The organism is Streptomyces sp. RKAG293, from assembly GCF_023701745.1.
Lineage (GTDB): Bacteria > Actinomycetota > Actinomycetes > Streptomycetales > Streptomycetaceae > Actinacidiphila.
This window is the reverse complement of sequence record NZ_JAJOZB010000001.1, coordinates 8764691-8781500: the sequence shown is the minus strand read 5'-3', so window position 1 is coordinate 8781500 and position 16810 is coordinate 8764691. Positions and strand designations below refer to the sequence as shown.

Annotated in this window: 15 protein-coding genes; 10 read left to right on the top strand and 5 right to left on the bottom strand. The window is 70.0% G+C overall.

What is annotated here, in order from left to right:
• Positions 1-79: 79 nt before the first annotated feature.
• The 4 genes from LNW72_RS38770 (at position 80) to LNW72_RS38755 (ending at position 4061) form a co-directional block, all read left to right on the top strand.
• Positions 80-2473, top strand: coding sequence for a helix-turn-helix domain-containing protein (locus LNW72_RS38770; protein ID WP_250979714.1), 2394 nt, complete (start codon positions 80-82; stop codon positions 2471-2473).
• A 123-nt stretch (positions 2474-2596) separates the two neighbouring features.
• Positions 2597-3295: an alpha/beta hydrolase gene (locus LNW72_RS38765; protein WP_250979713.1), complete on the top strand. Its 699-nt coding sequence runs from the start codon at positions 2597-2599 to the stop codon at positions 3293-3295.
• Between the two features lie 197 nt (positions 3296-3492).
• Positions 3493-3672: a hypothetical protein gene (locus tag LNW72_RS38760; RefSeq protein WP_250979712.1), complete on the top strand. Its 180-nt coding sequence runs from the start codon at positions 3493-3495 to the stop codon at positions 3670-3672.
• A 122-nt stretch (positions 3673-3794) separates the two neighbouring features.
• The gene (locus LNW72_RS38755; RefSeq protein ID WP_250979711.1) at positions 3795-4061 is read left to right on the top strand and encodes a hypothetical protein; all 267 of its coding nucleotides are present in this window, start codon (positions 3795-3797) and stop codon (positions 4059-4061) included.
• 94 nt (positions 4062-4155) lie between these two features.
• Here the strand turns inward: LNW72_RS38755 and LNW72_RS38750 are convergent, their stop codons facing one another.
• A complete protein-coding gene (locus tag LNW72_RS38750; protein ID WP_250979710.1) occupies positions 4156-4734 on the bottom strand; it encodes a molybdopterin-dependent oxidoreductase in 579 nt (192 codons plus the stop codon).
• 319 nt (positions 4735-5053) lie between these two features.
• On the opposite strand from LNW72_RS38750, the gene LNW72_RS38745 reads away from it, so the two are divergent.
• From LNW72_RS38745 to LNW72_RS38735, 3 genes are all read left to right on the top strand, one after another.
• Positions 5054-5605, top strand: coding sequence for a DinB family protein (locus tag LNW72_RS38745; protein WP_250979709.1), 552 nt, complete (start codon positions 5054-5056; stop codon positions 5603-5605).
• Between the two features lie 120 nt (positions 5606-5725).
• The gene (locus LNW72_RS38740) at positions 5726-5914 is read left to right on the top strand and encodes a hypothetical protein (RefSeq protein WP_250979708.1); all 189 of its coding nucleotides are present in this window, start codon (positions 5726-5728) and stop codon (positions 5912-5914) included.
• A 180-nt stretch (positions 5915-6094) separates the two neighbouring features.
• Positions 6095-7585: an FAD-dependent monooxygenase gene (locus LNW72_RS38735; protein ID WP_250979707.1), complete on the top strand. Its 1491-nt coding sequence runs from the start codon at positions 6095-6097 to the stop codon at positions 7583-7585.
• Positions 7586-7694: 109 nt separating this feature from the next.
• Here LNW72_RS38735 and LNW72_RS38730 read toward each other — a convergent pair whose 3' ends face one another.
• On the bottom strand, positions 7695-8303 hold the full coding sequence (locus tag LNW72_RS38730) for a TetR/AcrR family transcriptional regulator (protein WP_250979706.1): 609 nt from the start codon (positions 8301-8303) through the stop codon (positions 7695-7697).
• A gap of 373 nt (positions 8304-8676) precedes the next feature.
• Positions 8677-11277, bottom strand: coding sequence for an MDR family MFS transporter (locus LNW72_RS38725; protein WP_250979705.1), 2601 nt, complete (start codon positions 11275-11277; stop codon positions 8677-8679).
• Positions 11278-11687: 410 nt separating this feature from the next.
• Between LNW72_RS38725 and LNW72_RS38720 the strand changes: the two genes are divergently transcribed.
• The 3 genes from LNW72_RS38720 (at position 11688) to LNW72_RS38710 (ending at position 13585) form a co-directional block, all read left to right on the top strand.
• The gene (locus LNW72_RS38720) at positions 11688-12134 is read left to right on the top strand and encodes a hypothetical protein (protein ID WP_250979704.1); all 447 of its coding nucleotides are present in this window, start codon (positions 11688-11690) and stop codon (positions 12132-12134) included.
• Positions 12135-12277: 143 nt separating this feature from the next.
• Entirely contained in the window at positions 12278-12685 is a 408-nt protein-coding gene (locus LNW72_RS38715) for an SHOCT domain-containing protein (protein ID WP_250979703.1), read from the top strand.
• A 117-nt stretch (positions 12686-12802) separates the two neighbouring features.
• Positions 12803-13585 (top strand): GlxA family transcriptional regulator, encoded by a 783-nt coding sequence (locus LNW72_RS38710; RefSeq protein WP_250979702.1) that lies wholly within the window; start codon positions 12803-12805, stop codon positions 13583-13585.
• A gap of 65 nt (positions 13586-13650) precedes the next feature.
• Here LNW72_RS38710 and LNW72_RS38705 read toward each other — a convergent pair whose 3' ends face one another.
• The gene (locus tag LNW72_RS38705) at positions 13651-14076 is read right to left on the bottom strand and encodes a DUF6299 family protein (protein ID WP_250979701.1); all 426 of its coding nucleotides are present in this window, start codon (positions 14074-14076) and stop codon (positions 13651-13653) included.
• 242 nt (positions 14077-14318) lie between these two features.
• Positions 14319-16556 carry an MMPL family transporter gene (locus LNW72_RS38700; protein ID WP_250979700.1) on the bottom strand — a complete coding sequence of 746 codons (2238 nt, stop codon included), beginning with the start codon at positions 16554-16556 and terminating at the stop codon, positions 14319-14321.
• Between the last annotated feature and the right edge of the window lie 254 nt (positions 16557-16810).

Sequence of the window (16810 nt, the reverse complement as noted above, 5' to 3'; positions counted from 1 at the left end):
ACCATCGTCCTCATCGGGGCGGCTCGGCTTGAACAAGGGGGTTGCGGCACTCGCGGAGTGCAGCCCCTGATGGTCTACCGTGCTTGCGGCGTATCGGCCGGGGCGGACGGCGGTCGCGGCGGCGTGCGGGGAACTGCCCACGCGCTGCGGCTCTCTGATTAGGCTTCATCTGTTCGCAGGAGATCCAAAGCTTCTGTCCCTGAGAGGGAGTGGCCCCATCGCCGGGCATCCGACCTTCGCGGAGCTGCTGCGCCGGCATCGGCGCGCGGCCCGCTTGACGTTGGAGCAGCTCGCCGCGGCCTCTGGGGTCAGCGCACGGACCTTGTCCGACCTGGAGCGCGGACGGAGCAAGGGGCCCCAGCAGCGGACCGTCGCCGCGCTGGCGGACGCGCTCGCGTTGGAGAACGACGGCCGCAAGCAGCTCGTCGAGCTGGCGCGCGATGGCCGCCTGCGGGATCACTGGACGCGTCCGACCGGCCTGTGTGAGCTGCCCCGGTCCGTGGACGACTTCACCGGCCGCGCCGCGGAACTGGCCTGGATCGATCGCCTCGTTGCCGACCACTCCCCCGGCGCCCCCGTGGTGGCGCTCATCACCGGCTCCGCGGGGGCGGGCAAGACGACCTTCGCCGTCCGCTCGGCCCACACCCTGCGATCGGGCTTTCCCGGCGGAGTGTTCTTCCTCGATCTGTTCGGTATGTCCCAGCACCCTCTCGCCGTCGACGACGCCCTGGTGCTGGTGCTGGGCGCCCTCGGCGTCGCGGATCAGCACATGCCGACCGACACCCAAGGGCGTAGCTCCTTGTACCGCTCGCTGCTGCGGGACCGGCGCGTCCTGGTCGTGCTCGACAACGCCGCGTCCGAGGAGCAGGTCCGCCCGCTGTTACCGGGAGAGGGCTTCGGCAGGGTGCTGGTCACCAGCCGGCGACTGCTGGCCGGTGTGGAGGGCGTGCGCCGGCTCATCCTGGGTCCCCTGCAGTTGACGGAGGCCACGGAACTGTTGACCGGGATCGTCGGCGAGCGTTCCGCTTCGGACGGTGAACCGGCGCTCGCCCGGCTCGCGCAGCTGTGCGGAGGGCTGCCCCTGGCACTGCGGATCATCGGCAACCGGTTGGCCAGCCGGCCCGGATGGAGCGCCGTCGAACTCGCCGCCCGCCTGTCGGACGAGGAACGCCGCCTCGATCAGTTCACGGCCGGCGACCTCAAGATCGCCAATGCTTTCGGGATGTCCTACGAGCAACTGGCACCTTCCGCCCGGCGGGTCTTCCGCCGGCTCGCCGTGGCGCCCGGCCGGGACTTCGACGCCACCCTGGCGGCGGTGGCCGGCGGCACCTCGATCGAGGACGCCTGGAACGCGCTCGACGAACTCGTCGACCTGGGCCTGCTGCAGGACAGCACCTCGGGCCGGTACCGGTTCCACGACCTGGTAAGGCTCTTCGGCCGCGACCGACTGCAGCAGGAGGAGACCTCGGCCGAACGCGACGCGCTCGCCGAGAGGACGACGTCGTGGCTGCTGCGGATGGCCACGACGGCCGGACGGTGGTTCGAACCGGCCTACGGACGTCCCGACCGCCCGGATGCCGACCTCGCCGTCCTGCACGCGCCGGAGCAGGCCGAAGTGTGGCTGCGCGTGAACGTGGACAACTGGCTGGGTGCGCTGCGGATCGGGGCGGGCGACGGTCAGCACGCCGCCGTCCTCGACTGCGCCGAGTCGATGCACTGGTTCTCCGACCGGTGGATCCACGGCCCGCACTGGCACGACGTCTTCACCCTCGGCGCGCAGGCAGCCGACGCCCTGAATGATCCGGCGCAGCACGCGACCCAGCTGAACTATCTGGCCTGGGTGCACGGGATTCCGCTGAACGACCCGGAGACCGGACTGCGGTACGCGGCCGAGGCATTGGACCTCGCCATCCGCGGCGACACCCCTGTGCAGATCGCCTGGTCGCACCACTACTCCGCCATTTCGCTGCGGAAGCTCGGGAGGAGCGATGAAGCCATTGCGTCGGCGTCCCAGGCGACGGCGATGTTCGAGTCCCTCGGGGACATCGATTCCTACTACGCCTGCATCAGCAGCCTCGGCCACTGCCTTCGTGACAACGGGCGCCACGACGAAGCGCTGGAGCGGTACCGCGAAGCGCTCACCCTGGTGAGCGACGACGCATCCGGAATGACACCGAGCATCGCGCAGCACCTCCGGCCGTACGCACTGGCTGATGTCGGCCGGTGTCTGGGGCTGCTGGGCCGCCGCGGCGAAGCGATCACCACGCTCACCGAGGCGACCGCGGTGATGGAGCCGCTGAATTCCAACTCCATGCAGGCTCTCGCTCTGCAGACCCTCGCGGCCCTGCTGGCCGAGGATGGCCGGACCGGCGAGAGCCGCCGAGCCTACGAGCGTGCGGCGCAGGTGTTCGAGGCGATCGGCGACGCCGTGGCGCACAGCCACTGCCACGCCCTGGCGACCGCCGCACCCTGATCCGCCTACGCCGAGGTGCGCAGCAGTTCTGCGTGCTGTTCTGCATGGTCCGGCCGCTTCCCCGCGCCTTGACTTGGCTGCACCGGACGGGCGCTGGGCCTGTCCATCGCGTCAGGAGTGACCATGGCGGCAATCAGGAACATCGTGCTCGTGCACGGTGGTTTCGTGGACGGTTCGGGCTGGCAGAGCGTCTACGAGCAGTTGACCGCCGACGGCTACCGGGTGGCCGTCGTGCAGAACCCGACCCTGTCGCTGGCCGGTGACGTCGCCGCCACCCACCTGGTCCTCGACGGCCTCGACGGGCCGGCCGTTCTGGTCGGCCACTCCTACGGCGGCGTCGTCATCACCGAAGCCGGCAACCACCCCAACGTCGCGGCACTCGCCTACATCGCCGCGTTCGCCCCGGACAAGGGCGAGTCCGTCAGCTCCCTCATCGCCGACCCGCCGCCGGGCGCACCGGTCCCGCCGATCCTGCCGCCCCAGGACGGGTTCCTGTTCCTGGAACGGGACGAGTTCGCGGCGTCGTTCGCCGCCGATGTGCCCGCGGCGCAGGCGGCGTTCATGGCCGACTCACAGGTCCCGTGGGGCGTCGACGCGCTCGGCGGGGCGGTCTCGGAACCGGCCTGGCGGGCCAAGCCGTCCTGGTACCTGGTCGCCGCCGACGACCGGATGATCCCGCCGCCCGCCCAGCGGGTCATGTCCGAGCGGGCCGGCGCGACCGTCACCGAGACCCCGGGAAGCCACGCCGTCTACGTGTCCCGCCCGGCCACGGTCGCCGCCGTCATCATCCAGGCGGCCGAAGGCCCCAACGGCCGGCCCTAGTTCGTGTCGTCGCAGTCCCGTCTGGCCTCCGGGCGGACGACGCGGCTTCGACGACACTCCCTGGCGACCGCGGGCGCCACCACATCGCAGCACCGTCCCGTCCGGGCGGGACCACTGCCCGGACGGGACACGCTCATCCCAGCCCACCCTTCAGGCGTTTCCGCAAGCCCGAACGCCGTACGTTCACCCGCCGAAGAGTGATCGCCACCGGAGCGGCCACTGCCGCGACAGCGGCCTTCGTCACCCCGGGCAGCTCCACGGCCGCGGCCGCCGGCCACGGCACGCCCGGGGCCAAGCCGACGATCGTGCTGGTGCACGCCGGCTTCGCCGACGCCTCCAGCTGGAACAGCCACCCGGCGACGACCACACCCGCCTGATCGAATCCGCTGTCAAGGCCACCAGCTAACCACCGGCGCCGGCACCAAGGGGGTACCGGGGTCGCGTCGGCGCCTGTGACAAACCCGCGGCCGTGCTCCCCGACCTCGCCCTGCTTCGCATCTTGATCGACACATCGCCTGCGATCACCACCCGGCCCGGGTCGGGTGCGCCGGAGGTGTGGATCCGCTCGACGGAGTCGGCCATGGGCTCGCTCGCGCCGTCGTACCGGTGGTGGCTGGCCGAGTACAACGACGGCGAACTCGACGGCGAGCCCCTCGCGACGCTCGCCCCGCCCGGCGAGCGGGACGCCGACGGACTCACCGCCAGGTGGCGCCTCGACGGGGACCGGCTCTGCTTCTACGCCGAACCGGACGGCGGCGACACCTAGCCCGAAGTGCCCGTTGATGATCTCTGAACGCCGCCGTCCGGTCGTTGCACCGGTTCATCCGGCCGGCAGGAGCAGCGGCGCCGGTACGTGAGCCCTACTCCTCCTGGTAGGAGTGGCGTTGCTCCGTCCAGGGGTCACCGATGTTGTGGTATCCGCGCTCTTCCCAGAATCCTCGGCGGTCCTGCGTCATGTACTCGATGGCGCGAAGCCATTTCGGGCCCTTGTAGCCGTACAGGTGAGGGACCACGAGGCGCAGCGGGAAGCCGTGTTCAGCGGTGAGCTGCTCACCGTTGTGGTGGGTGGCCAGCAGGGTCCGAGCCGAGTCGAAGTCGCTGAGGCGGAGGTTGGCGCTGTAGCCGTATTCGGCCCAGGCCATCACGTGGGTCACCCGGGGGGCCGGCGGCGCCAGTTCCAGCAGGGTGGCGGCCGGCACGCCGAAGAACTCGTGACCGGTGGAGGTCGGGCCCGAGGCGCAGTGCATGTCCGTCTCGATCGTGATGCCGGCCAGAGCGGAGACCTCCTCGAAGGTCCAGCTGTACTGGGCCCCGGTGGCGGTGGCGCCGAACACCTGCAGGTTCCAGCGATCAGGTCGGAACTTCGGCACGGGCCCGTAGTGCGCGACCGGCCAGCCCTTGGTCAGACGCTGACCGGGAGGAAGTTCCCCTGCTCCCACGATCTCGCTCTCCTCTTCCGTCGACCGGTGCGCTGATGCGCTGGTGCGCTTGCGCTGATGGCGGGCGCATCGCCGTGATCGCAGTCTGCCAGCATTCGCCGTTCACCTCGTGTCATCAGGCCCGGCGGCCGGGGCGGACCCCGTCCACCGCGGCAGCGGGCGCGTCGTAGGTTTCCCTGGCTGATCGCAGAACTGGCCGGCACCGCCGTCCTCGCGGTCGTCGTCGTACTCGTCCTCACACGTGGACGATGGCGCGCCTGGCTGCGGCACCGCCCGAAGGAGGCCGCGCTGTCGGAGCCGTTCGCTAGAGTCTGCGGCCATGACTGAGATCACTGCGGAATCGTGGCCCGAACCCCCACTCGCCGGTACCGAGGCGGCGGCCGTCGTCGGCGCTCTCGAACGCCAGCGGGCCACGCTCGCCTGGAAGTGCTCCGGCCTGGACGCGGCCGGCCTGCGGACCACGGTCGGCGCATCCAGCGTCACTCTGGGCGGCCTGCTCAAGCATCTGGCGCACGTGGAGGACAGCCATTTCGCCCGGCTGTGGCTCGGCTCTCCGGTCGGCGCCCCCTGGGACACCGTCGACTGGGACAGCGTCCCCGACTGGGACTACCGCTCGGCCGCCGAGGACTCTCCCGAGCACCTGCGCACTCTCTGGCAGGAATCGGTCGCGCGCTCGCGCGCCCTTGTCGACACAGCGCTCAGCGCGGGCGGCCTGGATCAGTTCGGCGCCTATGTCACCCGCAGCGGCGAACGTCCCAACCTCCGCCGCATTCTCCTGGACCTCATCGAGGAGTACGCCCGCCACGTCGGTCATGCCGACCTCATCCGCGAATCCGTCGACGGTCTGACGGGCGAGGATCCGCCGAGGTGAACAGGCCGGGATCCGAAGGCATCGTCGTCGGTCCGGCCGAGCAGCTCAGCTGAGGCGGCCGGGGCCGCCGTGTGGCGGCCATACCCTGGACCGAACCGTAGCGAACCTGGGGGCGGCACAGTGAGCAAGAGGCGGTACGTGGCAAGGGGAGTCCCGGGCGGCTATCGGATCTGGGACAACACAGGACGCCGATGGTGGGGGGAGCACTACGAGCTGTGCCCCGACGACCTCCTCACCGAACTGAACGGCGCCGCCGACCCTGCGAAGATCACGGCACTGCTCAAGCGGTACCGAGCTCTCAAACGATGATCATCCGCTCATGAGGCCCACCGCTGACACACCTCCCGACACGACACCAAACAAGAACGTTCGTTTACGTTAAGCGTTCCGCAAGTGCTAGCTTCACGATGAAACGAAAACGCTCGTTTCGCCATGAAGTGACGGGGCTTCCCTCCGACCGCGTGAGGTCCCGCACGACGAGGAGGCGTCATGTCTACGTCGCCCACCACCGCCCTTCCCGCGCACACCGACGTCCTGATCGTCGGCGGGGGCCCCGCCGGGTCGACCCTGGCCGCGAGCCTTCGGCAGCTGGGCGTGGACCACCTTCTGATCGACCGGGCCGCCGACATCCGGACCGGCAGCAGGGCGGCGGCGCTCCAGCCGCGCTCCCTCGAATACCTGGACCGGATCGGCGTCGCCGAGCACCTGGTGGCGGCGGGTGAGCGGGCCCGGGGGTTTCGCGTCCACGACCGGGAGCGGACCCTGCTGCGCGCTTCCTACGCCGACCTGGACACGCCCTACCCCTACGTCCTGCTCGCGTCCCAGCAGACCACGGAGGAGCACCTGCTCCGACGTCTGCGGGAGCTCGGCGGCAAACTGCACCGGGGACACCGGTTCCTCGGCTTCACCCCCGACTTCCCCGGGATCACGGCGGTGATCGCCGATCCGGAAGGCCTGCTGCGCTCGGTCTCCGCGCGCTACCTCGTGGGCTGCGACGGGCTGCACAGTGCGGTCCGTACAGCCGCCGGAATCGGCTTCCCCGGCGAGGCTCCCGAGCAGTTGTTCGCCCTCGCCGACGTCCGCCTGACCGCGGGAGCCGACGGCCCCGCGGAGGACGACACCACCTTCTTCCTCTCCCCCGCGGGCATGCTGCTCCTCTCGCCGCTCGCCGGCGGCCTGCACCGCATCGTGATTCCCGCCGCTCCGGGGTCGGCCGCGCCGTCGGCCTGGGAACTGGAACGGCTGGTGGCCGAACGTGGACCGGTGGGGGGAGGCATCCGGGTGGCGGAGGTGGTGGCTGCCTCCATGTTCCGCATCCAGGAGCGGGTGGCCGAGCGGTTCCGGGCCGGGCCGGTCTTCCTCGCAGGCGACGCCGCCCACACCCACAGCCCGGCCGGCGCCCAAGGCATGAACACCGGCATCCAGGACGCCGGCAACCTGGCCTGGAAACTGCACGCCGTCCTCACCGGCAGCGCCCCCGCCGAACTGCTGGACAGCTACCACCGCGAGCGGCACCCGATCGCCTCCGAACTGGTCGCCTTCACCAGCCAGTTCGCGAGGATGGCCACCCTGCGCGACCCGGCTGCGGGCCGGCTCCGCAACGACCTGCTCGTCGCCGCCGCGACCACTGCGGGCATCACCGCGTGGCTCACGCGCAAGCTCGCCCAACTGGACGTCGGCTACGCCCAGGAGCCCGACCACGGCTTCCCCCGCATCGGAGACCGGGTCTCGCCGCTGACCGTTCCGCAGGCGGGCCTGCGCTGGACGCTGGCCCTCCCCACCCGCGGCGAGCCCACTCCATCGGAACCGTCACAGCACGACGGGCAGCGGGGCGTCCTGGCCGTGCGCCACGTGCCCGGACTGCGCACCGCCCTGCTGGTCCGCCCAGACGGCTACCTGGCCGCAGACGGAGTCCCGGCCGAGCCGGCCGAAGTGCTCCGGCAACTGGCCGAACACCTGCCCCTTCACTCCACGCGATGACCCCGCGTTTCAAGGAGACAAGGTCGTGTCGACTTCCGCCTCCACGTCCGTCCCCACCCTCATCCGCAACGTCGCCACCTTTGACGGCTCCTGACGCCCGACCGGTGCGTCAGGCGTTCCAGGACGCCGAACCGAGGGACGACAGCCCCTCGATGAGGTGCTCGGCGGACACGGGTGCCACCAGGTGCCGGCCGACGAGGAGCCCCGGCATGAGCGTCATCAGCACCATGGCGATCCCCCGGGGATCGGCATCCGCCGCGACGTGGCCCTCCTCGCGCCACCGCAGCGCCAGTTCCGCCAGCTGACTCTGCACACCGAGATAGAAGGCACGGATGCGTTCCTCCATGCCCGGCCTGCGCAAAGCCTCCCCCCACGACTGGATGGCGATCCGCGTGAGGTCGTACTCCGACCGGGAGTCACGGTCCCGGACCTCACCCACCATCGCCGCCACCACCTCGGCGGGCGACGCGGTGGGCCGCTGCTCCAGCAATCCGTCGAACAGGCTCCGGACCAGAGCCAGGGCCTCGTCGGCGGCCGCGTCGATGAGGTCGTCCTTGCTCCGGAAATACCGGTAGACGGCGCTGGAGGACATGCCGGTCGCGGCGATCACATCGTCCATCGACGTGGCATGGAAGCCGTTCCCGGAGAAACAGGTCCAGGCGCTGGTCAGGATGTGGCGGCGCCGTTCTTCACGGCGCTCGTCGGTCAAGCGAGGCATCCTCTCACCCTAAACGAAAACGGCTGTTCCCGTTATCGGCATGCGGGGGTGGACCCCCGACGGCCCAGGCCCACCAACGCGGGCCCGCCAACGGCACCGCGTTCGAACATGTCGGGGCTGATTCCCGCGGACGCTACTACGAGGTCGGCTTCGCGTATTCGCCGTAACCGATCCGGCCATGCTCAACCGCCTCGGCGGGAAATGGCCCCGAGTCCACGTCCGGCCTAGACCCGTCCTGGACAAGCCTGCCACCTCGACGAAGTGGCAGGCCGAGCCGGCATCTCGTCACGCCTGCCCTTGATCATGACGCTCTACGCGGCTCACTCCGTGCGGGAGTTGAGCTCCCCCGCGTCGCTCACCTTCAGCTCACGCGTCATGAACCTCCGAGGCGGCCGCCCTGGCCGTAAAGAGGTGTCGGCCCGGTCGCGGGGGCGGTGGACGGGATCATCAGGCCCGCGACCAGAGCCGCGAGCAGCAGGATGCCGGCCACCCACCAGAGGGTGTGGATGTATCCGCTCATGGTCGCTTCGGCGAGCGGCTTCGACAGCGACGTCGGGAGTCCACGCTGGCTGATGGCGCGCCCGCTCCGGGCAAGCGCGTCAACGCCTGGCGGAAGCCCGGACAGATCGCGCACTCGGGCGACGATGGCCGAGCCGAGGATGCCGCTGAACCCCACCGCTCCGATCAGACCCCCCAACTGCTGGGCGGTGTTCACCGTTGCCGAGGTCACACCGGAGTCCTGCGGGGTGGTGCCGGCCGTCGCGATGGCGAAGAGCGGCATCAGCGCCATCCCCGTTCCGAGGCCGCTGAGGAGCATGCTCGGCAGTACCTGGGCGGTGTAGGTGCTGTCGAGCGTGAGGCGCGTCAGGAGCAGAACACCGACGGCCACGAGTGCCAGGCCCGGCACCATCAAGGTGCGGGGGCCGACGCGGTGCAGCAGACGGGCGGAGACCTGGGTGGAACCGATGACCATCGCGCCGAGCGTCGGAAGGAAGGCCACACCGGAACGGAACGGATCGTAGCCGAGGACATCCTGGAGGTAGAAGGTCTGGGTCAGGAACAGCGCGACAAGGCCCATGCCCGCCAGGACCATCGTGAGGAAGGCGCCGAGGCGGCCCCGGTCCCTGAAGACGTAGGGCGGCAGGAACGGGCTCGACGCCTGGGTCTGCCACCACACGAAGGCCGCGAGCAGCAGGACGCCACCCACCAGCAGGGCCCCGATCCGGGGGTCGGTCCAGCCCCACGTCCCCGCCTTGTCGAAGCCGAAGGTGAGGGCGAAGAACCCGCCGGTGCCGAGCACCGCGCCGAGCACGTCCAGGCCCGCCGTGGTGCGGCCCGGACGGTCGTGCACCAGGGTGGCCGCGCCGATCACGGCGACCAATGCGATCAGGACGTTGATGTACAGGCCGAGGCGCCAGTCCAGTCTCGTGACCAGCCAGCCGCCCACGAGCAGGCCGATCGCCGAGCCGCCGCCGGCAATGACGCCGAAGACCCCGAAGGCCCTGCCGCGCTCCTTCGGGTCGGCGAAAGAGGTGGCCAGCAGGGACAGCGCCGACGGCCACAGCAGCGCGGCGAAGACACCCTGCAGCGCCATGGCCCAGATCAGCATGTCGCCGCCCGCGGCCGCGCCGCCGAGCGCGGAGGCCACCGCGAAGCCGGCCAGACCGATGACCAGCGCCCGTTTGCGGCCCATGAGATCCGCGAGGCGACCGCCGAGGAAGAGCAGACCACCGAAGGCGAGCGGATAGGCAAGGTACAGCGAACCAAGGTCGGCATGGGGGATCTGCAGATCGGCCATGAGGGACGGCCCGATCATGCCCAGATACGACGCATTGATCAGCACCAGCAGCTGCGCCAGCGTGATCACCACCAGACCCCACCAGCGCCGGCGATGCGGTCCGTGGACGTCCGCCGGGACGGGGGGCGCGGGCCAGGCGCCGGGGTACGGGCCCGGCGGCGGGCCGAAGCCCGGCGCCGGGCGGAAGTCCGCCGGGGACGTCGGGGTGTACACGGGCATGGGGGGCAGCGGCTGAACGGGGACGAGGGGAGCCGGGGCCGGTGGAGCGGTCCGCGTCGCAGGGGCGTAGTCCAACAACTGGGCGGCGTGCCGACCGAGTTGGGCCAGCACCGGGCCGGGCAGCCATTCGCCGTTCCCGTCGGCCCCGGTCTGCGCGGCGATCTGCTGCAGTGCGGGCCGCTCGGCCGGGTTCTTCTGCAGACAGGCGCGTACGAGATCGACCAGCGTCTCCGGTACGCCGGCCAGGTCCGCCTCCTCCTCGGCGATCCGGAAGAGATGGGCGTTGAGACCGGTGTCCGTGGCGCCGAAGAGGAGGCGCCCGGTCGCGGCGTAGACGAGGACGGCGCCCAGGCAGAAGACATCGCTGGCGGGGGTGAGTTCAAGGCCTCGCACCTGCTCCGGCGACATGAACCCCGGGGAGCCGATCAGCATGCCGGTGCGGGTGCGCAGGCTGTCCCCGGCGAGGCTGTCCATCGCCCGGGCGATGCCGAAGTCGATGACGCGGGGGCCGTCGACGGTGACGAGGACGTTGGACGGCTTCAGGTCGCGGTGGATCAGGCCCACCTCGTGGACAGCCTGCAGCGCGAGGGCGAGACGGTTGGCGAGGGTGCGGACCGAGTGCTCGGGCAGCGGTCCGAAGTCCTTGGCGACCACGGTGTGCAGGTCGGGCCCCGGGATGTACTGGGTCGCCACCCAGGGCACGGCCGCCTCGGTATCGGCGTCGAGCACGTCCGCCGTCCAGGCCCCGCCCACCCGACGGGCGGCCGCTACCTCACGCGCGAACCGCTTGCGGAATTCGGGGTGCTGGGCGTGCTCGGCCTGTACCACCTTCACGGCCACGGTCCGTCCGGCCTCCGAGCGGCCCAGGTAGACCAGGCCCATCCCGCCCGCCCCCAGGCGGGCTATCAGGCGGTACGGGCCGATATGAGTCGGGTCTTCGGTGATCAACTGGTCCACCGGAGCACGATACTTGAGGAGCCCGGACCCTGGTGTCCGATCCCGGAGTCCGGGGGCGGAAGTCCACTACGCAATGAAGTCCCTTATGCGAGGAGGTCCCTTGTGTGAGGAAGCTCCTCGTGCGAAGCCGGTGTCTCGCCCGCGGCCATCCGCGGGCAACCCGCCCCCTCGCGCGGCTCCTCCGTTCAGCGCGGCCGCATTCGCCGTGAATGCCTCCTCCGGCAGGGCGCTGTTCACCAAGGCGCCCGACGGGCAGCGTCGCCCCAGGTAGCCGCGCCAGCACCCACTGTCATCATCCCGACGGGCACAGTGAGCGAGATCGGCATTGTCGTGGAACTCTGGAAGAGGAGCTGCCGACCGGCCTGCTCAGAGGGCCGCTCCGCGCGACTCCCCTGATCACGGAGGCACCTATGGCCAGCAACGTCAACCAGCCGCAGGCCGCGGGCACCCGTACCGGCGGTTCATCGTTCACGGCACAGTCCGGCTGGATCATGTTCGCAGCGATCATGATGATCTTCAGCGGGGCCATGGCCATCCTCGAGGGGATCTCCGCCATCGCCAAGGACGACCTGTTCGTCAGAACCACGAACTACACGTTCCAGTTCAACCTGACCAGCTGGGGCTGGATCCATCTCATCCTCGGCATCATCGTGCTTCTCGCGGGCTGCGCCCTGTTCTCCGGAGCGGTGTGGGCGCGCGCCGTCGGCGTCATCCTCGTCGGACTGAGCCTGATCGCCAACTTCATGTGGGTGCCCTACAACCCGTTCTGGGCGATCGTCCTGATCGCCATCGACATCTTCGTCATCTACGCGCTGTGCACCCCCGCACGCTCCGGGACATCAGCAAGCCATTCCTGACCGACCGGTGTGTTCGGCATCGCCCGTGCCGGGCCGTAGCCGCAGGCCCGGCCACGTCACCCGGACAGGGTGAGGCGCCTGGCCGGAAGTCATCACACCGTGGGGCAAGTCCGGCCTGAAAACCGCGACCGACGGAGAAGACCATGAACCAATCGGTGAACCTGGCATCGGACTATCCGTTGCTGAACCTGTTCTGGACCATAGCGGTCATCTTTCTGTGGGTGCTGTGGTTCATGCTGCTCTTCCGTGTCATCGCGGACATCTTCCGTGACCACGAACTGAACGGCTGGATGAAGGCCTTCTGGGCGTTCTTCGTTCTGATCCTGCCGTTCCTGGGCGTCTTCGTGTACCTGATCGTGCGAGGCAGCGGCATGCACGAGCGAGACGTGCACCAGGCCAAACGCCATCAGGACGAGTTCCAGACCTACGTACGTGCCGCCGCCGGCACCAGCAGCACCACCGACGAGCTCGCCAGGCTCGCCGAACTCAAGAACCACGGCGACATCACGGACAAGGAATTCGAGCTGGCCAAGACCAAACTCCTGGCCTGAGGGCGGACAGCCGGGCAGCGCTGCGGGAACATGCTGTACCGGCCGGACGGCCCCATGGCCGGATCCGCCAGAACCTCGTCATTGCGGCCGTCCAAGGCCGGACGACATCATCAGGGCATGCCCCAGCCACCCCACAGAGTCGTCGTCGCCTTCCCCGGCGTCGAGTTGCTGGACGTCACCGGACCTGCCGAGGTGTTCTCGGTCGCCACCCGGGTCGCCGGACCCGACCGACCCGGCTACGCCGTGCGGATCGCGACGGCCGACGGCGGCCCGGTGGCCCGGGCCGGCCGGGTCGGGTCGATCTGCGCGGGTGCGCACCTGCTGGCCGCGGCGGGGCTGCTCGACGGCAGGCCCGCCACGACCCACTGGCTCACCGCCGCCCGACCGGCCGCCGAGCACCCGCGGGTCGCGGTCGACCCCGATCCGATCTTCATCCGATCGGGGAACGACTCCGAGAACAGCTCCGGGAACGGCTCCGGGAGCGTGTGGACCTGTGCCGGTGTCACGTCGGGGATGGACATGGCGCTGGCGATGGTCGCCGAGGACCAGCGTCAGGCGCTCGCGCTGACCACCGCCCGGATGATGGTCATGTATGTGAAACGCTCCGGCGGGCAGAGCCAGTTCAGCGTGCCGCTCTCCGTCCAGGCGTCCGCGGGCGACCGGATCGACGAGCTGCGGGTGTGGATCGCCGAGCACCTGGCTGAGGACCTCTCCGCCGAAACCCTCGCCATGAGACTGCACCTGAGCGTCCGTCACTTCTCCCGGCCGTTCCGCCGGCGCGCCGCCACCACTCCGGCCGCTTACGTGGAGTCCGCCAGGCTGGAGGCCGCCCGCCGGCTGCTGGAGGAAAGCACCCGGAGTCTCCCGGACATCGCCGCAGTGGAGGAGCCGTCCGGATGAGCCGGGCGTGGCAACGGCCCCGGCCGCGAGAGTCGACGGTCACCGCCGCGGTGGGTTTGGGTGGCTCAGCCCGCGACGAGCTCGATGTCCTGCTGCTGGGCCACGTGGATCCTCGGCAGCGGGAGGCCTGAGCTGGAGTCCAGTTCCATCACGGTGGCTTCAACGCGGACGGCGCCGACCTTGACGGTGCCCGGGGCAAGCGTCGCGGAGTTGGTCCAACGGTGCTCCGCATGGTCGCAGACGGCGTTGCTGCCGCCGATGCCGTAGCGGACACCGGTGTCACCCTGGGACATGGAGGAGGAGACGAACACGGGATTCTGTCCACTCGCACAGCGGTAGGTGCCGGAGAGGGTGACTGTCCCGTCGGCTGCGAGGCTTCCGGTCGAGTCGACTGTCATGACCTCGCTCGGGTCCGCCGATGCCGTGGGGACGTTGAGCAGTAGCAGGAGCGAGGCACTGGCGACGGCGCCGAGAACGGGGCGCAAGGACATGAGGGCACCTCTTGGAGTATGCGGTCAGGAACAAGAGACCACATGTACCGGATCCCCGCCCTCCGCCGACCGAACGTCCGACGGCATACATCCCACGTCACCCGGTTGCATCACAGCCAAGCGCTCAAGGGCGAGCTCCTGCCCCCGGAGCGCGAGGGAGCGCGGTCGGCAGCCGACAGCCGACAGCTGTGCCCGCCTCCGGGTGATGGAGGCGGGCAGAGCCTTGGCGCACTGATGTGTCGTCAGACGTGCGTCGAGTTCTTCGTGTACGGCGACTCGACGACGAGTTCCGCCGTGGGCTCATGCACCGGGCCGCCTTCGCTGAGGCCGAATCGCCCGTGGAACGTGCGCAGGAAGCCGGGCGCGTACCAGGCATGGCGGCCGAGCAGCCGCATCGCGGCGGGTACGAGGATGCCGCGTACGGCGACGGCGTCGATGAGCACGGCCAGTCCGCTGCCCAGGCCGAACATCTGCATGAAGCTGAGTTCGGCCGTCCCGAAGGCGAAGAAGCTCACCGCGAGCAGGCAGGCCGCCGCGGTGACGATGCGTCCGGTGTGCCCGAGGCCGTTGGTCACGGCGGACGCGTTGTCCTCGCCCAGGTCGTGCAGTTCCTTGATGCGGCTGGTGACGAACACCTCGTAGTCCATCGACAGTGCGAAGGCGATGCAGAACATCAGCACGGTCATGGACACCTCCATGGGCTGCGCGGTGAAACCGAGCAGAGAGGAGAGGTGGCCGTCCTGGAAGATCCAGGTCATGACGCCGAGGGTCGCTCCCAGGCTGATCATGTTGAGGAGCAGCGCACGCAGCGGCTGCACGACGCTGCCGGTGAACAGGAACAGCAGGAGGAAGGTGGTGAGGGCGACCAGGGCCACGGCGAGCGGGAGCCGGTCGGCGATCGAGGCCTTGGAGTCGACCAGTGCGGCGTCGACTCCGCCGACCAGGGAGTGTGTTCCGGCGGGCGGGGCGACCGCCCTCACCTCCTCGACGAGGCTCTGGGCCTCCCCCGACTTCGGTGACAGGCTGCTCACCACGTTGATCTGCTGTGCGTCGGGGCGGCCGAGGGCGGTGTTGCCCGGGTCGGTCGCCGTGGACCGTCCGCCGGCGTACATTCCTGTGCTGGTCTCGACGCGGACGACGCCCTTGAGTCCGGACAGTTCGACCGCGTACGACTCCAGTGGGGCCTTGCTCACAGGTTGGTCGATGACGACGTGGAGGGCCGCGTCGTCGCTGCCGTTGAACTTCTCCCGCAGGACCGACGAGACCTGGCGGCTCGCGGCGTCGTCGGGCAGCACGCGTTCATCCGGTGTGCCGAAGGTGATGCCCAGCAGCGGGCTCGCCGCCAGCAGCAGGACCGCGAGCACCGGCAGTGCGGTGAGTGCGGGCCGCCGCATGACGGTGCCGGCCAGCCGTCCCCAGAACGGGGCCCGGGTGTCGGAGCGCCCGGGCTTCGCCCACGGCAGCCGCCCGCTGTTGACCCGGTGGCCCAGGACGACGAACAGGGCCGGCATGACGAACAGGGTGCTGAGGGCCGCGATGGCGACGACGCCGATCCCGGCGTAGCCGAACGAGCGCAGGAAGTACTGGGGGAACACCAGGAGTGCTCCGAGTGCGGCCGCCACCGTGGCGGCGGAGAACGCCACCGTGCGGCCCGCGGTGCTCACCGTCCGCCGGACGGCGTCGTCCACGCCGGCCCCTGCCGCGAGTTGCTCCCGGAAGCGGCTGACCATGAGCAGGGCGTAGTCGATGCCCAGGCCGAGCCCCAGGGCAGTGGTCAGATTGATCGCGAAGATGGAGACGTCGGTGACGCTGCCGAGGACGTAGAGCTCCGCGAACGTGCCCACGATGGCGATGGTGCCGATCACCAGGGGCAGGAGGGCTGAGACCACGCTGCCGAAGACGAGCAGGAGCAGTATGAGCGTGAGCGGCACGGCGATGCCCTCGGCCAGGACGAGATCCTCGCCCGACTGGGTCCCCATCTCGCTGGTCACGGCGGCGCCGCCGCCGGCCTGGACGGTGAGCGCGCCCTCGTACGGTCCGGTGTAGGCGTCGATGACGCTCTTGGCGTTCTCCCCCCGCTCCGTGTCGTCACCCTTCACATGGGCGAGCACCATGGCTTCGCGGCCGTCCTTGGACAGGAGGTCGGGGCCGGCGGTGTCCCAGTAGGAGATGACGTTCTCCAGGTTCTGGTTCTTCTTGAGGTCGGCCACCAGGGCGCGGCCGCTCTGCTGGGCGGCCGGGGTGTCGACGCGCCCTTCGGAGGCGCGGACCAGCAGGACCAGGTTCGTCTCCCCGCCGAACTTCTCGTCGATGACCTTCCCGGCCCGGGTGGAAGGGGAGGCCGGGTCGTCGTAGCCGCCGCCCAGCAACGTGCCGAACGCGCCGGTGCCCAGGACACCCATCAGGGCCACAGCCACGACGGCGACGATGAGGATCAGCCGGGACCGGCGAATCGCCAGTTCGGCTATGTGTTCAAACACGAACGCTCTCCTTTGGTGTCCCTACGGTGAAAACGACGCGAAGCGGCCGGAGTCGACCCACGGGGGCCGGGCGCGCGGTGCTCCGCGGAGTCGGTTCACCCCCGTCGGAAGCAGGTGCGTGTCGCACTCTTCGTCGCCATGAGCGACGTTAGTGAGGCGGCGGAAAATTTGGCAGTGTTAGATTTTCTTCACACCCCGCTGGTTCGGGTGGCCCACCGGGGCGACCGTCGTAGGTCGCCGCCTGCCGTAGAGGA

Excerpts from the sequence above, each read along its gene's own strand:
- LNW72_RS38765 (WP_250979713.1), top strand. The coding sequence starts at position 2,597 with ATGGCGGCAATCAGGAACATCGTGCTCGTGCACGGTGGTTTCGTGGAC.
- LNW72_RS38745 (WP_250979709.1), top strand. The coding sequence starts at position 5,054 with ATGACTGAGATCACTGCGGAATCGTGGCCCGAACCCCCACTCGCCGGT.
- LNW72_RS38735 (WP_250979707.1), top strand. The coding sequence starts at position 6,095 with ATGTCTACGTCGCCCACCACCGCCCTTCCCGCGCACACCGACGTCCTG.
- LNW72_RS38730 (WP_250979706.1), bottom strand. The coding sequence starts at position 8,303 with ATGCCTCGCTTGACCGACGAGCGCCGTGAAGAACGGCGCCGCCACATC.
- LNW72_RS38720 (WP_250979704.1), top strand. The coding sequence starts at position 11,688 with ATGGCCAGCAACGTCAACCAGCCGCAGGCCGCGGGCACCCGTACCGGC.
- LNW72_RS38715 (WP_250979703.1), top strand. The coding sequence starts at position 12,278 with ATGAACCAATCGGTGAACCTGGCATCGGACTATCCGTTGCTGAACCTG.
- LNW72_RS38710 (WP_250979702.1), top strand. The coding sequence starts at position 12,803 with ATGCCCCAGCCACCCCACAGAGTCGTCGTCGCCTTCCCCGGCGTCGAG.
- LNW72_RS38705 (WP_250979701.1), bottom strand. The coding sequence starts at position 14,076 with ATGTCCTTGCGCCCCGTTCTCGGCGCCGTCGCCAGTGCCTCGCTCCTG.